Source organism: Nocardia africana NBRC 100379 (assembly GCF_001612635.1).
GTDB classification, from domain to species: domain Bacteria; phylum Actinomycetota; class Actinomycetes; order Mycobacteriales; family Mycobacteriaceae; genus Nocardia; species Nocardia africana.
Genome location: NZ_BDAV01000008.1, coordinates 39,002 through 54,241, shown reverse-complemented (window position 1 = coordinate 54,241; position 15,240 = coordinate 39,002). Strand labels below are relative to the sequence as shown.

Annotated in this window: 13 protein-coding genes; 6 read left to right on the top strand and 7 right to left on the bottom strand. The window is 70.1% G+C overall.

What is annotated here, in order from left to right:
- Window positions 1-18: 18 nt before the first annotated feature.
- Window positions 19-4,641 carry a cation-translocating P-type ATPase gene (locus NA3_RS14200; protein WP_062964093.1) on the top strand — a complete coding sequence of 1,541 codons (4,623 nt, stop codon included), beginning with the start codon at window positions 19-21 and terminating at the stop codon, window positions 4,639-4,641.
- 123 nt (window positions 4,642-4,764) lie between these two features.
- Window positions 4,765-5,541 carry an IclR family transcriptional regulator gene (locus NA3_RS14195; protein WP_227995077.1) on the top strand — a complete coding sequence of 259 codons (777 nt, stop codon included), beginning with the start codon at window positions 4,765-4,767 and terminating at the stop codon, window positions 5,539-5,541.
- 12 nt (window positions 5,542-5,553) lie between these two features.
- Here NA3_RS14195 and NA3_RS14190 read toward each other — a convergent pair whose 3' ends face one another.
- Window positions 5,554-6,219 (bottom strand): TetR/AcrR family transcriptional regulator, encoded by a 666-nt coding sequence (locus NA3_RS14190; protein WP_062964091.1) that lies wholly within the window; start codon window positions 6,217-6,219, stop codon window positions 5,554-5,556.
- A gap of 160 nt (window positions 6,220-6,379) precedes the next feature.
- On the opposite strand from NA3_RS14190, the gene NA3_RS14185 reads away from it, so the two are divergent.
- The 3 genes from NA3_RS14185 to NA3_RS14175 are packed head-to-tail and all read left to right on the top strand — an operon-like array spanning window position 6,380 to window position 9,751.
- Window positions 6,380-8,002: a bifunctional 3-(3-hydroxy-phenyl)propionate/3-hydroxycinnamic acid hydroxylase gene (locus NA3_RS14185; protein ID WP_084491549.1), complete on the top strand. Its 1,623-nt coding sequence runs from the start codon at window positions 6,380-6,382 to the stop codon at window positions 8,000-8,002.
- Window positions 7,956-8,900, top strand: a complete 945-nt coding sequence (locus NA3_RS14180) for a VOC family protein (RefSeq protein ID WP_062964090.1) — start codon at window positions 7,956-7,958, stop codon at window positions 8,898-8,900. The genes NA3_RS14185 and NA3_RS14180 overlap by 47 nt, the downstream gene beginning before the upstream one ends.
- Complete coding sequence (locus NA3_RS14175) at window positions 8,900-9,751, top strand: alpha/beta fold hydrolase (RefSeq protein ID WP_062964089.1); 852 nt, start codon at window positions 8,900-8,902, stop codon at window positions 9,749-9,751. Before NA3_RS14180 ends, NA3_RS14175 begins: the two co-directional genes overlap by 1 nt.
- Before the next feature lie 170 nt (window positions 9,752-9,921).
- Here the strand turns inward: NA3_RS14175 and dmpG are convergent, their stop codons facing one another.
- Genes dmpG through NA3_RS14160 form a run of 3 tightly spaced genes read right to left on the bottom strand, consistent with a single transcriptional unit; the run spans window position 9,922 to window position 12,742 of the window.
- Window positions 9,922-10,947 carry a 4-hydroxy-2-oxovalerate aldolase gene (gene dmpG, locus NA3_RS14170; protein WP_062964088.1) on the bottom strand — a complete coding sequence of 342 codons (1,026 nt, stop codon included), beginning with the start codon at window positions 10,945-10,947 and terminating at the stop codon, window positions 9,922-9,924.
- Complete coding sequence (locus NA3_RS14165; protein WP_062964087.1) at window positions 10,944-11,924, bottom strand: acetaldehyde dehydrogenase (acetylating); 981 nt, start codon at window positions 11,922-11,924, stop codon at window positions 10,944-10,946. Before NA3_RS14165 ends, dmpG begins: the two co-directional genes overlap by 4 nt.
- A gap of 5 nt (window positions 11,925-11,929) precedes the next feature.
- Complete coding sequence (locus NA3_RS14160; protein WP_062964086.1) at window positions 11,930-12,742, bottom strand: 2-keto-4-pentenoate hydratase; 813 nt, start codon at window positions 12,740-12,742, stop codon at window positions 11,930-11,932.
- A gap of 179 nt (window positions 12,743-12,921) precedes the next feature.
- On the opposite strand from NA3_RS14160, the gene NA3_RS14155 reads away from it, so the two are divergent.
- Window positions 12,922-13,653, top strand: coding sequence for an IclR family transcriptional regulator (locus tag NA3_RS14155; RefSeq protein ID WP_062964169.1), 732 nt, complete (start codon window positions 12,922-12,924; stop codon window positions 13,651-13,653).
- A 34-nt stretch (window positions 13,654-13,687) separates the two neighbouring features.
- Here the strand turns inward: NA3_RS14155 and NA3_RS14150 are convergent, their stop codons facing one another.
- The 3 genes from NA3_RS14150 to NA3_RS14145 all read right to left on the bottom strand — a co-directional run bounded on the left by NA3_RS14150 (window position 13,688) and on the right by NA3_RS14145 (window position 15,112).
- Complete coding sequence (locus NA3_RS14150; protein WP_062964085.1) at window positions 13,688-14,179, bottom strand: DUF2231 domain-containing protein; 492 nt, start codon at window positions 14,177-14,179, stop codon at window positions 13,688-13,690.
- A gap of 107 nt (window positions 14,180-14,286) precedes the next feature.
- Window positions 14,287-14,415, bottom strand: coding sequence for a hypothetical protein (locus NA3_RS39040; protein WP_258562241.1), 129 nt, complete (start codon window positions 14,413-14,415; stop codon window positions 14,287-14,289).
- Window positions 14,416-14,689: 274 nt separating this feature from the next.
- On the bottom strand, window positions 14,690-15,112 hold the full coding sequence (locus tag NA3_RS14145; RefSeq protein WP_062964168.1) for an Hsp20/alpha crystallin family protein: 423 nt from the start codon (window positions 15,110-15,112) through the stop codon (window positions 14,690-14,692).
- Between the last annotated feature and the right edge of the window lie 128 nt (window positions 15,113-15,240).

Genomic DNA, 15,240 nt, shown 5'->3' with positions numbered 1-15,240 from the left:
TGCGGGTTTGGAGGTCCGGTGTTTCAGGCGTTGATCGATGTGGTGTCAGGGGCCGGCCGGACCGGGACGGCTCTCATCGGCGGCACGGCGCGGTTGCCCGTGCGCGCGGTGTCGGCGGGCCGGACCGCACTGCGGCTGACCGAGGTGGCCGACGACATCGCCACGCAATTGCAGCGGGACGTGCGGTCGTTGCTGAATCCGGCGCTGCGCCGGGAGGGGAGACGAATCGCCGCCGTCGAGGATCGTGTGGTCGTGGAGGTGCGGGGCCTGCAGTCGGAGCGCAGCGAGCGGGTCGCGGAGGCCGTGCACCGGCGGGTGGGCTCGCTGCCGGGTGTGCACTGGACGCGAGTGAACGCGGTGACCGGGGATGTGGTCGCCGCGGTGCGCGACGATGCCGTGCTGCCCGATCTGGTGGACGCGATCGCCGCGGCGGAGGAGGACGTGGGCGTCGCCGATACCGTCTGGGACCCCAGTGCGGAACATCCCGCCGATCTGGAACCCGTTGTGTCGGCGGCGATTTCGCTGGCCGGTGATCTGATCTCCGCCGGTGTCACCTTCGTCGGCGCGGCCATTCCCGGCCGCAACGGCGTGGAGACGCTGCAGTCGCTGGTCGCGCTGGCCGACTCGCAGCCGCGAATCCGCCGGCTGCTGGAACAGCGTCTCGGCCGGGCCCGCACCGATCTGCTGCTCACCACCGCGAACGCGCTCGCGCAGGCCGCCGGTGACACCCCCGCGAACGTCCTCGTCGATGCGCTGCACCGGGCACTCGCCGTCACCGAACACGGTGTGCGCCATGCTCGGTGGCGCTTGTGGGAGGTCGAGCACGGTCACCGCCGGGGCCGCGACATCCTGCGGTGCCCGCCACGCCGGGAGCGTCCGGTCGAACTGCCGCCCGGCCCTATCGAGCGGTGCGCGGACGAGGCCTCGGCCGCCGCGACCGCCGGCGCCGCCGCCGTCGCCGCCGGGCAGGGCCTGTCGTCTGTCGGGCGCGCCTTGTCGCTCGCCGCACCGAAGGCCGCGCGGGCGAGCCGGGAGAGTTTCGCGGCGACGGTGTCGTCACTGCTGGCGGCGTCCGGCGTGCTGACGATGGATCCGTCGGTGTGGCGGCGGCTGGATCGGTTGAGCGCCCTGGTGATCGACGGTGGCGTGCTGTACGGAAGCGGACGCCTGGTACTCGATGTCGAAACCCGCGAGACCGCGCCGGGAGATGCCGAGAAATCCGACTGGACCACGGCCCGGGTGTGGAACGCCGCGCAGCGACTGTTGTGGTCGGGTCCCGGTGCGGGCGGACCCGCGACGGCCGATACCGGCGACCTCCGGCTTCGACCGGATCCCGACCGCAACCCCGCCGACTCGATTCCCGGTTGGTACGACGTGTGCGACGGAACGGACGTGGTGGGCCGGGTCCTGGTCGGCCGCGAACTCGACCCACGCGCGCGGACACTGATGCTCGCCGCCCGGGCCTCGGGCCTGAAGGTGGTGGTGCGCGGACAACGCGATGCCATCGAATTGCGTTCCCTGGCAGACGAATTCGTCGAACGTGAGGGGCCGGCGGCGGAGCTGGTGCGGCGGTTGCAGTCCGACGGGCATGCGGTGGGACTGGTCGCCACCGACGCCGCCGACGATCTGACCTGCGCGGATGTGGCCATCGGCGTGAGCCGGATCAGCGCCGTCGAGGTCGAGGCGATGCCGTGGGCGGCGGATGTGGTCTGCGGCGATCTCGATCAGGTGATGCGGGTGCTGCTGACGGTGGCTCCCGCCCGCCAGGTCAGCGAGCGCGGCCGCGTCCTCGCACTGTCGGCGTGCTCGCTCGCGGGCCTGCTGCTGGCCGCGGGCCGCTCTCGCGACGTGTGGCCGGTGACCGCGGCGCAGGCCAGCGGGTTGTTGCAGGGCGTGTGGGTGGGCGTGCAGGCCGCGCGCGGCGCGCTCCCGGAGTCGGGCGCACCGCTGGTTCCCTGGCACAGTCTCGAACCCGACGAGGTGCTGACGCGGTTGCCGGAACCCGAACGCGACGAGCTACCTCCCGCGCGGTCGTGGATCACGCCGTTGACCCGCATTCCCGCCCAGCTGTCCCCGGTGACGCGCTTTTTCGGCACCGTGCGCCGCGAGCTGGCCGATCCGCTCACTCCCATTCTCGGTGTCGGCGCCGCGGCCTCGGCCGTGCTGGGCTCGCCCGGCGACGCCGCGCTGGTGGCCGGCGTGGTGGGGGTCAACGCGGTGGTGTCGGCATTGCAGCGGCAACGTGCCGAGAACGCGCTGCGTGATCTGATCGCGCACGAGCGCATCACCGGTCGCCGCGTCGATCGTGCCGTACTCGACCACGATCCCGAACCGCCCAGCGAATCGGTGCCCGGTACGGCACTGGCGGTCGGTGACGTGATCGCGCTGCGCACCGGCGACGTCGTTCCGGCGGATGCGCGGCTGCTGCGAGCCGAAGATCTGGAGGTCGACGAATCGGCCCTGACCGGCGAATCGGTCACGGTGCCCAAGGACAGCCCCGCCACTCCCGGTGCGGATCTCAACCAGCGGCGCTGCATGGTGTACGAGGGCAGCACGATCGTCAACGGCGCCGCGGTGGCCGTGGTCGTCGCGGTGGGATCCGATACCGAAACCAATCGCGCCGCCGCCGTCGCCGTGCCGCCACGCCTGGGCGGTGTGCAGGCGCAGTTGCGTGCGCTCAGCGATCAGGCGCTGCCGCTGACACTCGGCGGCGGTTCGCTGGTCACGGCGCTGGGATGGTTGCGGGGACAGCGCATTCGCGGGGCCATCGCAGACGGGGTGGCGGTCGCGACCGCCGCTGTGCCGGAAGGACTTCCGCTGGTCGCGACGGTGGCGCAGCTGGCCGTCGCCCGGCGCCTGTCGCGCCACGGCCTGCTGGTCCGGGCCAGCCGGACGGTGGAGGCCCTGGGCCGGGTGAACACCATCTGCTTCGACAAGACCGGGACGCTCACCTTCGGCCGCCTGCGGCTGACCACTCTGGCCGACCTCGATCACCAGTGGTCGCCGGAGGACGACGACCCGCGCGCCCGCCGATTGCTGCGGGCCGCGGCCCATGCCTGCCCCGATCCCGCCGAGGGCCCGGTCGTGCACGCCACCGATCAGGCGGTGCTCGACGCCGCCGAGCAGCTCGGCTCGGACGAGCGCTGGGACACGATCGAGGAACTGCCCTTCGAATCGAATCGCGGATACGCCGCGACGCTGGGGCAGACGCGGAGGCGGCACTGGCGGCTGATCGTGAAGGGGGCCCCGGAGATCGTGCTCGCCCGCTGCACCGCGATCCGGACCCGGCACGACGGCGCCGATCGCGACGAACCGATGTCCGCCGATCATCGCCGCGCCGCCGACCGGATGATTCATCGGATGGCCGAGCGCGGGCTGCGCGTGCTGGTCGTCGCCCGGCGGGATCTGTCCGCGGCACCGGGCGATGTGGTGAGCGCGGTCGAGAAACTCACCCTGCTCGGCTTCATCGGGCTCGCCGACACCGCGCGTCCGCAGGCGCGTCCGCTCGTCGGCGCGTTGCAGCGCAACGACATTCGCGTGCGGATGATCACCGGCGACCATCCGGTCACCGCCGCCGCCATCGCCGCCGATCTGGGCATCGCCGCCGATCCGGTCGTGACGGGAAGCGATCTGGCCGAACTCGACGATGCCGCCCAGTCGGAGCTAATCGCGCGCAGCAGCGTCTTCGCCCGCGTCAGCCCGCAGCAGAAGGTTCGCATCGTCACCACGTTGCAGCGGCGCGGCGAGGTGGTCGCCATGGCCGGGGACGGCGGCAACGACGCGGCCGCGATCCGCACCGCCGATGTCGGCATCGGGCTCACCGCACAGGGGTCGACCGCCGCCCGCAATGCCGCCGATCTGGTGCTGACCGATCCCGACCCGCTGGTGCTGTTGCATGCGCTGATCGAGGGCCGCGGCATGTGGCGGCGCGTCAGCGATGCGGTCGGCATCCTGGTCGGCGGTAACGCCGGTGAGGTCGCGTTCACGGTCCTCGGCACCGCGCTGGCGGGGCGGGCCCCGCTGGGCACCAGGCAATTCCTGCTGGTCAACATGCTCACCGACATGTTCCCGGCGATGGCCGTCGCGCTGGCGACCGAACAGTCCGGCGACGAGGAGCCGACCGGCCACCAGGAGCGCGCCGATCTGCTCGCCGCCCAGCTCGCCGCCCGGCCGCCCACCGATATCGCGGCGGATCTGCGGCGCACGATCGTGATCCGCGGCTCCACCACCGCGGCCGCCTCGACCGTGGCGTGGTCGATCGCCCGCTGGACGGGTACCGAGCGCCGGGCGGCGACCGTCGCCCTGGTGGCGTTGGTGGGCACCCAGCTCGGGCAGACCGTTCTGGCCGCGCGCCACAGCCCCCAGGTGTGGCTCACCGCGGCCGGCAGTGCGGCCTTCCTGGGCACGGTCGTGATGACACCCGGACTGTCGACGTACTTCGGTTGCCGTCCCCTCGGGCCGGTCGGCTGGGCCACCGCGCTCGCCTCGGCCGCGACCGCGACCGCCGCCGGCGCCCTCCTGCCCTCGGGCCGGTCGGACGAGCCGGAACGGTCGGACGAGCCGGAACAGCTCGCTCTCGGCCCGGGGCGGCACGAATACGCCCTGGAAGCAGCCGAAATGGTGGGTGCGCCATCGCATTGATCGCCGATCGGTTCATGGTCCGCCGCCCGGGTTCGCACTTACCGACCGCCCGGCTGCGCCCGGCGGCTATCGTGGAGGTCGTTCCGATCTGGAGAACACGTTTTTCTGCTGTACAGAAGTGAGGTGGTCGACGTGGGCCAGCCGTTCAAGGCGCCGCCGGCCTACGCCATCACCAGCGTCGACAACGCGCTCCGCATCGCCGCCATGTTGCAGTTGGAGGGGGCCCTGACCGTCTCGCAGGTGGCGGAACGGATCGGGGTGGCCCCCTCGACCGCGCACCGGCTACTGCAGATGCTGGTGTATCGCGACTTCGCGGTGCAGGACTCCGATCGGGCCTACCGCGTCGGTCCGCTGCTCGAGCTCGCCGCGCATTCCCGGTCGGCGGCCTCCCGGCTGCGCACGGCCGCGCTGCCGCAGCTGCGTCGGCTCGTCGATCAACTCGGCGAGTCCGCCAACCTGACCGTCCAGACCGCCGATACCGTCCGATTCGTCGCCAGTGTCGAATGCGGTCAGGCGCTGCGGGTGGGCAGCCGGGAGGGGATGGTCTTTCCCGCGCAGCGCACCTCCGGCGGGCTGGTGCTGCTCGCCGAGCTGCCGTCGTCCGAGATCGCGGCGCTCTATGCGCCCGAACGCTTCACCGAACGGCCCGAGCCACCACCCGACCTGGGGCAACTGAATGCCGAGCTGGCGAAGATCCGCCACAACGAATTCGCGGTCAACGACGGCCGCTCCGAACGGGGCGTGGTGGCGGTGGGGGTGGCGGTGCGCGACGGCAGTGGCGCCGCTGTCGCGGCGTTGTCGGTCTCGATGCCGAGTGTCCGATACGAGAAGCGGTCGCTGCCGCGGTATGTCGCCGCGCTTCGCTCCGCGGCCGCGGCGCTGGGACGCGAATTGTCGTGACAGCGGCCGATATCAGCCGCGCCGGGTAGCGACGATCCGCGCACCCAGCGCGGCGAGGGCGTCGGCGAGCTGTGCGAGCTGCCCGGTGAGGCCGCGTGCGGGGTCGGCCTGCCAGGCGATGAAGGCGCCGTCGAAGCCCGCCATGCCGAAGTAGTCCAGTTCGTCCGCGACCGCCTGTGCGATGGCGGGCCCCTCGGCGACGAACGACTGGGCGATCATGCGATTCATATGTCTGCGCCCGTCCGTGCGGACCTGCTCGATCATCGCGCCCACCTCGGCGTCGGCCGCCTCGGCGCTCATGAGCAGGATCAGGTGCAGCCGCAGGAAATCGGCCTTGGACAGGAATACCTCCTCGGTGCGCTGGAGGAACCAGCCCAGCCGCTCGCGGGCGGTGCCGCCGTTCGGAGGTGTCGCCTGCGCCTGGGCCATCGCGCGGTAGAAGTCGTAGGCGCCGTGTGCCATCACCGCCGACAGCAGGCCGCTCTTGGAGTGGAAGTGGTGGTAGATCGCGCTCTTCGGTAGTCCGGTCTCCGCGCTCAATACCGAGATGGTGGTGGCGGCGTACCCGCGTTCGGCCATCAGGCGGGACGCCGCGTCGAGGATCTCCGCCCGCGAACGGCGCCCGCGCCGATTGCCGGCCGGTGGGGCGATCGGGGCGCGAGGGTGCGTGGACTCCATGCGCGCCAGCCTAAAAGCACGTCTCCGAGCGAGTGCCGCTGCGCGGGCCCGTTCTGCGCTGCGGAATCCGCTGGCAGTGTCCGCGGTCACATGTGACGCTGGCTGCAAGGAATGGAACGATCGGTCCGAAAGTGTCCGATCGGCGATACCGGGAGACCCCATGAGTCAGGATTTCGACGCCGACGTCGCGATCATCGGATACGGCCCGTCCGGCGTCATCGCCGCGCTCACCCTCGCCCGGCAGGGCGCCTCGGTCGTGGCCTTCGAGCGCGACCGCGACATCTACCCGCGCGCCCGCGCCGTCACGGTCAACGACTGGACGATGCGCATCTTCCAGAGTCTCGGCATCGACGAGCGGATCGAGAAGGTGATCGACCCGCAGCGAATGCTGCGCTGGGTCACCTACGGCGGCGAGGAGGTCATGCGGATCGAACATCCGCCGAGCACGCTCGGGTCCCGATCGCGGTTCTACAACATCTACCAGCCGACGATGGAGGCCGAATTGCGTTCGGCCGGAGCAGAATACGGCGATCTGTTGTCGGTCCGGTACGGCGCGGAGGTGACCGGCATCGACCAGGAAGAGACGGGCGTGACCGTCACGACCACCGATCCCGAGACCGGGCAGTCCCGCACCTGCCGCGTTCGCTACGCCATCGGCGCCGACGGCGGCTCCTCGCGCACGCGCGGCTGGATCGGCGCGAATCTGGACGGCGACACCGCCGAGACGCTCTGGATCGTCGTCGACTGCGCGGTGCGGCGCTGGTGGCCCGACCGTGACGTGCTCACCTTCTGGACCGACCGCAAGCGCCCGGTGGTCGACATCGCGCTCTCGGGTGGCAATCACCGCTGGGAGCTGCCCCTCATGCACGGGGAGGCCGAGGCGGACTTCCCGACCGCGGCCGAGGTCTGGCCGCTGCTCGAGGCGATCGGGGTCACCGCGGACGACGTCGACATCCACCGATACGCGTTCTACCGCCACCACGTCCGGATGGCCGACACCTGGCGCAACGGCCGGATCTTCCTGGTGGGCGATGCGGCGCATCTGATGCCGCCCTGGGCGGGGGCCGGCATGCAGACAGGGATGCGCGACGCGCACAACCTGGGCTGGAAGCTCGGCCGGGTGCTGCGCGGCGCGCTGCCGGAGGCCTGGCTGGCGACGTACGAGGCCGAGCGCCGGCCCAACGCGGCGTCCTATACGAATCTGGCCGTGCAGTTGGGCCGGGTCATCAAACAGGAGGCCACCCAGGCGGAGATCGATGCGATGAACGCCGTCCCCGAGGGCCTGGTCACCCCGCACGAACCGCCCCTGACCGCCCCGCCCACCCTGACCGCCGGATGGCTCCGGGGCGAGATCGCCGACGCCAGCATCATCGGCCGGATGGTGCCCCAGCCGATCGTCGGCGATACGGCCGGGCGTATGACCCGGCTCGACGACCTGCTCGGCGACGGATTCGTACTGCTCGGCGACGATCTCGACCCGGCCGGCCTGCTCACCCCCGAGGAGAAGGCCGGCTGGGATGCACTCGGCGCCCGCTACGTCGCGGTGCGCCCGCGCACCGTCCACACCCGCGGCCGCGACGATCTGGTCGACCTCGACGACGTCCTGGGCCCATGGCTGCGGCGGTACGGCAGCCGTGCCGTCGCGCTGCGTCCCGATCGCTTCGTGGCGGCCGACGACGTGCACGGCCTCGCCGCACCCACCTGCCGAAAACCCGCCCGTATCAGGAGCATTCACCATGTCCGGAGTGAAAGAACTCGCCTACGTCGTCTACGAGGCGAGTGATCTCGCCGCCTGGCGGCATTTCGCCTGCGATCTGCTCGGTATGCAACTCGCCGACGAGGACGCCGACCGTCTCGTCCTGCGCACCGATGAGCGGGCCTTCCGCTGGCGCATTCAGCGCGGCCCCGCCGACGATCTGGTCGCCTCGGGGTACGAGGTCGACTCGGAGGAGTCGCTCGACCGGCTCGCGGCGACGCTGCGGGCGGCCGGTGCGCAGGTCACCGAAGGCGATGCCGCACTTGCCGATTCCCGCCATGTCGACCGGATCGTGCTGACCACCGATCCGATGGGCAACCGCATCGAACTGGTCACCGGATTCGCCGACGCGCCGACGCCGTTCCGATCCGAGGTGCTGCTCGGCTCGTTCGTCACCGGCACCGGCGGCGCCGGCCATCAGGTATTGCTCGCCCGCGGCGTGGCCCGGGCGGACTACATGGCCTTCTACGAGGGGCTGCTCGGCTTCCGCGTCAGCGACACCATCGTCGAGGAACTGGCCCCCGGCGTCTTCGCCGACCTGATCTTCCTGCACTGCAATCCGCGTCATCATTCGGTCGCGTTCGGTGAGATGCCGCATCCGAAACGCACCCACCACTTCATGATCGAGGTCAGCGACATTCGCGACGTGGGTACGGCCTACGACCGCTGCCTCGACGCCGCGCAGCCGTTCGAGATGACGCTGGGGATGCACCCGAACGACAACATGTTCAGTTTCTACGTCCGCACGCCGTCGGGTTTCTCGATCGAATACGGCTGGGGCGGACTGCTCATCGACGACGACACCTGGCAGGTGCGCACCCTCGACCGGCTGCACAGCTGGGGTCATCGCGCGCCCGAGACGGTCCACGATCTGCTCGGCCGGGCGCCGTTCACGAATATCGCACACGAGGAGACGACCCACTGATGACGATCACACAGGAGTCGGCGGCCCGCACGGTCGCCACCCCCGATTGGACACTGCGCTACTACGAGGCCGGACCCGCCGACGCGCAGCCGATCGTGCTCCTGCACGGCAGCGGTCCCGGGGCCACCGGCTGGTCCAACTTCGCCGGCAACATCCCCGGACTGGCCGAACGGTTCCACGTCTACGCCGTCGATATGCCCGGTTGGGGCGAATCGGACGCGGTCACTATCGACCGGCTCGACCACCTCGGCGCGGCGGTGCAATTCCTGGACGCGGTCGGGATCGAGAAGGCGGCCTTCGTCGGCAATTCGATGGGTGGTCACACGTCGCTGCGGCTGGCGATCCACCATCCCGAACGGGTCAGCCATCTGATCACCATGGGCCCGCCGATCGGCAAGATGCCGACCCTGTTCGGCGCCGGCGACGGCCCCTCCGAAGGGCTGAAGGTCCTGATCGCGGCGTACCAGGATCCTTCCCCGGAAAATATGCGTCGCCTGGTGGAGGTGATGACCTTCGACAAGGCGCGCTTCGCCACCCCGGAGCTGGTCGAGGCGCGTTCCGACGCGGCGCTGGCGCGTCCCGAGCATCTGCGCAACTATGTGGCGGGATTGGCCGCCGGTACGCCGATCCCGGAGTGGGTCGATCGCTCGAGGCTGGGCGAGATCTCGGCTCCCACACTGCTCGTTCACGGCAAGGACGATCGAGTGGTCTCCTACGAGAACACCTTGTTCCTGCTGGCGCACATTCCCGACAGCCGCGCGGTGCTGCTCAACCGCTGCGGGCACTGGGCGATGATCGAGCACGCCGAGGAGTTCAACCGGCTCGTCGCCGGCTTCGTCGCCGGGCACTGAATCCGGCACTCACGCGGCTCGCGGGGCGCCCCGATGCGCTCCGCGAGCCATTCGCCGCCGTGCTCCGATCGGCATCCGCGGCCACGATGCCGCCGCCCGGATATGTCCACCGCACGCTTGCGAAAACCGAAGGGCCACCGAGTAGTTCGTACTCGGTGGCCCTTCGGGGTTCAGGCGGTCGCGGTGCTGGATTCACCCAGCAGATCCAGGGCGATGTCGACGATGAGATCCTCTTGGCCGCCGACCAATCCGCGCCGGCCGACCTCGAGCAGGATGGTGCGGGCGTCCAATCCGTAGCGTTGCGCCGCCGCTTCGGCGTGGCGCAGGAACGAGGAATACACACCGGCGTAGCCCAGGGTGAGCGTTTCGCGGTCCACTCGCACCGGGCGATCCTGCAACGGCCGCACCAGATCGTCGGCGGCGTCCTGGAGGGCGAACAGATCGCAGTTGTGCTTCCAGCCGTACAGGTCGGCGACGGCGACGAACGGTTCGATCGGGCAGTTGCCCGCCCCCGCGCCGTGCCCGGCGAGCGAGGCGTCCACGCGGGTGACGCCTTCCTCCACGGCGACAACGGAATTGGCGACCGACAGCGAGAGATTCTCGTGCGCGTGGATGCCGATCTCGGTGGCCGGATCGAGGACGCGGCGGTAGGCGCGCACCCGGTCTCGGACGCCGTTCAGGGTCAGCCGGCCACCCGAGTCGGTGACGTAAACGCAGTGTGCGCCATAGCTTTCCATCAGCTTGGCCTGCTCGGCGAGCTGGTCGGGTTCGGCCATATGCGACATCATCAGGAAGCCGGAGACGTCCATGCCGAGTTCGCGGGCCTTGCCGATGTGCTGGGCGGAGACGTCGGCCTCGGTGCAGTGGGTGGCCACGCGCACCGAGCGGACGCCGAGCCGATAGGCCTGCTCGAGATGCTCGATGGTGCCGATGCCGGGCAGCAGCAGGGTCGTCAGCCGGGCATGGGTGAGGTTGTCGGCCGCGGCCTCGATCCACTCCCAGTCGGTATTGCTGCCGGGGCCGTAGTTCAGGCTGCCGCCGGCGAGCCCGTCCCCGTGGGCGACCTCGACGGCGTCGACGCCCGCCGCGTCCAGCGCCGCCACGATCGCGCCGACGTCCTCGGGAGTGATGCGGTGGCGCACGGCGTGCATGCCGTCGCGAAGGGTGACGTCTTGGATGAACAGTTGCGTGGTCATCGCGAGGCTCCCTGTTCTGCCGGGGCGGCGATCGTGTCGGCGACCGATTCGGCGTAGCGCATCGCCGCGGAGGTCATGATGTCGAGATTTCCCGCGTAGGCGGGCAGGTAGTGCGCCGCACCCTCCACTTCCAGGAAGACGCTCACCTGATGCGTGGGCGCGGGCCCGCCGTCGGCGGGCTGCAGGGTGTGCACCGGCTGGTCGGAAGGAATCGGGGCGATCTGGATCTGCTGTTTGAGCCGGTAGCCGGGCACATAGGTGGCGACCTGCGCGATCATCTCCTCGATCGATGCGCGAATCGCCTCCTGCGTGGCGGCGTCCGGAGCCGTGGTCAGGCACAGCACGGTGTCCCGCATGACCAGCGGCGGTTCGGCCGGATTGAGGATGATGATCGCCTTGCCCCGGCGGGCCCCGCCCACGGTCCGCACCGCATGCGCGGTGGTCTCGGTGAACTCGTCGATGTTCGCCCGCGTCCCCGGGCCGGCGGATTTCGAGGCGATCGACGCGACGATCTCGGCGTAGGGGACCGGTGCGACGCGGGAGACCGCGGCGACGATCGGGATGGTGGCCTGCCCGCCGCAGGTGACCATGTTGACGTTGGTGGCGTGCCGGTGTTCGTCCAGGTTCACCGCCGGGACGACGAACGGGCCCAGCGCCGCCGGGGTGAGATCGACCAGGCGTTTACCCAGTGGCTCGAGGATCGCCGCGTGGGCCGCGTGCGCCTTGGCCGAGGTCGCGTCGAAGATCACCTCGATCTCGTCGAAGTTCGGCAGCCGAAGCAGCCCCTGCACACCGTCGGCGGTGGTGGGCACGCCCAGCCGCCGGGCGCGGGCGAGGCCGTCGGATTCCGGATCGATGCCGACCATCGCGCCCATTTCCAGGACGGTCGAATGCCGGATCACCTTGATCATCAGATCGGTGCCGATATTGCCCGATCCGATGACGGCCACCTTGACGGCGCCACGTGTGTCGCTCATGGTTGTCACTCCTCGATGAAGACGGCGGTCACCGAGCCGAGCCCGGAGATGTCGGCCGTGACGGTTGCGGGGGCGGTGATCGCGGCCATCGGGCCGAGCGCACCGGACAGGATCACCTGGCCCGCGCGCAGCGGTTCGCCGAATTCGCGGGCGGTGCGCGCCAGCCATGCCAGCGCGCGCAGCGGGTCACCCAGGCAGGCCGCGCCGGTCCCGGTGGACACCTCGGCGCCGTCGATGGACATGGTCATCCGCACCGACACGGGTTCGAACTCGTCGAGGGTGCGGCGCTGCGATCCGAGGACGAACAGTCCGCTCGAGCCGTTGTCGGCGACGGTATCGCCGAAGGTGATGTCCCAGTCGGCGATTCGGCTGTCGACGATTTCCAGTGCGGCCACGGCGTGGTCCACCGCGGCGCGCACCTGCTCGTCGTCGAGCGGACCGTCGGCGAGGTCGTGCGCGAGCACGAACGCGACCTCGGCTTCGGCCTTGGGTTGCAGCAGGCGGCTCGCGGGGATGGGGGTGTCCTGCCGGAATTGCATGTCGTCGAACAGGACGCCGAAATCGGGTTGGCCGACACCGAGTTGCTGTTGCACCGCCGGTGAGGTCAGGCCGATCTTGCGGCCGACGATCGTGGCGCCCGCCGCGACCCGTTCGGCGGTCGACTGCGCCTGCACCGCGTAGGCGGCGGCGACGTCGTCCGACCCGATCAGGTCACGCACGGGGCGGCAGGGGGTGGCGGTGCGAGCCGCGGTGCTGAGCCGGTGTGCCGCGGCGGTCGTGGCCGCGGCGGTTCGGTCGTCGAGTCGTGGTGTCGGCATCCAATGTCCTGGCGTAGTAGGTGAGGGGGAGAGCCTTCACTGTCGCGTCGGAGCAGGTGCCGCACCAGCTTTTCGTTCCACTGAGCGGAACGTCGAGTACGCTCGGTGGGGTGAGTACCGCGGAGTCGGCGAGGATCGGCGCACGGCCGGTGGACGGTTCGACCGTGCTGGGCAAGGTGATGGCCGTCCTCGAATCGTTCTCGATCGACGACGGCGTCCTGAGCCTGGCCGAGATCGGCCGGCGCACCGGGATGCCGAAGGGCACCCTGCACCGGGTGCTGGCGGATATGGTCACCGTCCGGCTACTGGAACGGACCGAAGCCGGCTATCGCCTCGGCGGCCACCTGTTCGAACTCGGAATGCGCGCGTCCGTGGAGCGCAGTCTGCTCGAGGTCGCGATCCCGTTCCTCGAGGAACTGAACGCACGCATCCACGAGACCGTGCATCTGGGTGTCCTCGACGGGACGGACGTGGTGTATCTGACCAAGATCGGCGGCCGGCGCCAAGCGAGTGCGCCGTCGCGGATCGGCGGCCGCATGCCGGTGCATTGCACGGCGATCGGGAAAACGCTGCTCGCTCATGCGGATCGGTCGCTGCGCGATCGCGTGCTGACCGGCCCGCTCCGCGCCCACACTCCCCGCACGATCGTGCTGCCCGGCACCTTGCGCACGCAACTCGACCGGATCGCCGCCGAGGGCGTGGCCTACGAATTCGAGGAATCGGCACCGGGATTGGTGTGCGTGGCGGCGCCGGTGCGTGAGGCCGACACCGTGGTCGCGGCGATCAGCATCGCGGGCGCGTCGCACCGATTCCATCCGGAAAGTCATGTGGCATCGGTGCGTGCGGCCGCGGACGGCATCGGAGCGACCCTCACCCGCCGCGCCCGAATGGTGACGTCGGCGGGCCGCTGACCGCGCGACGGCGGCAGTGCCGGAGCGGCGTCGGTCAGTCGCCGCGGGCCTTCTGCAGACGTGCGATCTCGTCGCCCCACACCGATTGGGACCCGGCATCGCCGACGCGGTAGGTCTGCACGATCGAGGCGATGCCGACGACCACGGCGAGCACGACGACGGTGATCGTGGCGAGGGTGCGCAGGTCGGCGCCGCGGCGTTCGGCGAGGTGAAGGCCGGTCAACACCAGCGCGACGACCAGCAGGGCGATGGCGAAGTAGAGCATCGTCTCGCCGCGTTCGGCGTGCTCGCGCAGGATTTCGTCGGGATTGCGGCGCAGGTTGTACAGCCATTGGCCGGCGTGAATGGTGATCGGCGTCAGGACCATGACGATCACGGCCAGCACCAGTGTCAGCCACATCAGATTTCCCCGGCGCGCGGCCGGCCACAGCGCGCACACGATTTCCAGGATCGCGGTCAACGGCACCAAGACCACGACGAAATGGACGAACAGCACGTGCGCGGGCAGGTTGTGAATGACGGTCACCGGGGCTCCTCGGTCACTCGTGGTCAGCGCGGCGCCGACGACCGCCCCGAACTCGCCGACGCCCCAGTCGCACCGAGCATAGCCATCGGAGCAACGAATTCGCCCGGTTACTCGCCGCTGGAGTCGGGCCGGCAGGTGCGCATCTCCCACCAATAGGTCGCCGCGACGGTGGCGTACGCGATGGTGACGGCAGCGGCGATACCGGCGCCGCCGGCCAGCGTGAGAGCTATCGGCATGCGAACTTCCTCCTCTCGGTGTCGTTGTCGGCGCGGCGGGTGGCACGCATGACGGTGTCCCACCCCGATTGCAGGGGGCTGGGGTCGGGCCACCGCACGACCGCATCGGGATCGAGGTCGCGAGTGTGGTCGAGAGGCGAGGCGGTCGTAATCGTCATCGGCATGGGGGAGAAGTCCAGGACTGATCGATACGGTCGGGAAAACGGTCGTGACGGGCTCCTCGCGCACGGGTGGGCCCGGAAGCCGCAGCCGACCGGGCCCACCCGTGCAGCGATCAGACCGTGATCGCCTGCCGCTCGCTGTCGACCCGGTCGACGCTGATCTTGCGTGGTTTGGCCTTGTCCGCCACCGGGATTCGCAACCGGAGTACGCCGTCGCGGTAGTCGGCGCGGATGTGATCGGTGTCGAGGCTGTCACCCAGCATCACCTGACGCCGGAACACCCCGCGAACGCGTTCGGCCACGATCATCGACCGGCCCGAATCGTGCTCGGGGCGCGACGCCCGCACCGTGACCACGTTGCGTTCGATGTCCACACCCAGCGAATCGGGGTCGATGCCGGGTAGATCGAACTCCACCACGAACTCGTCATCCTCGCGCCAGGCGTCCATCGGCATCGCTACCGGTCGGGCCTGCGTGCCGAACACCTGCTGCGTCCAACGGTCCGGATCGCGAAACGGATCGGTGCGCATCAGCATGGTCGCCACCTCAGTTCACTCCTTTATCGCTCGAAGGAACCTCAGATAACCTCTGTTATCTGACACAGATTTATTTAGCACTCGGGCCAGGAGAGTGCAAGGAGTAGTGAGAGATAAACTGGTTGCCG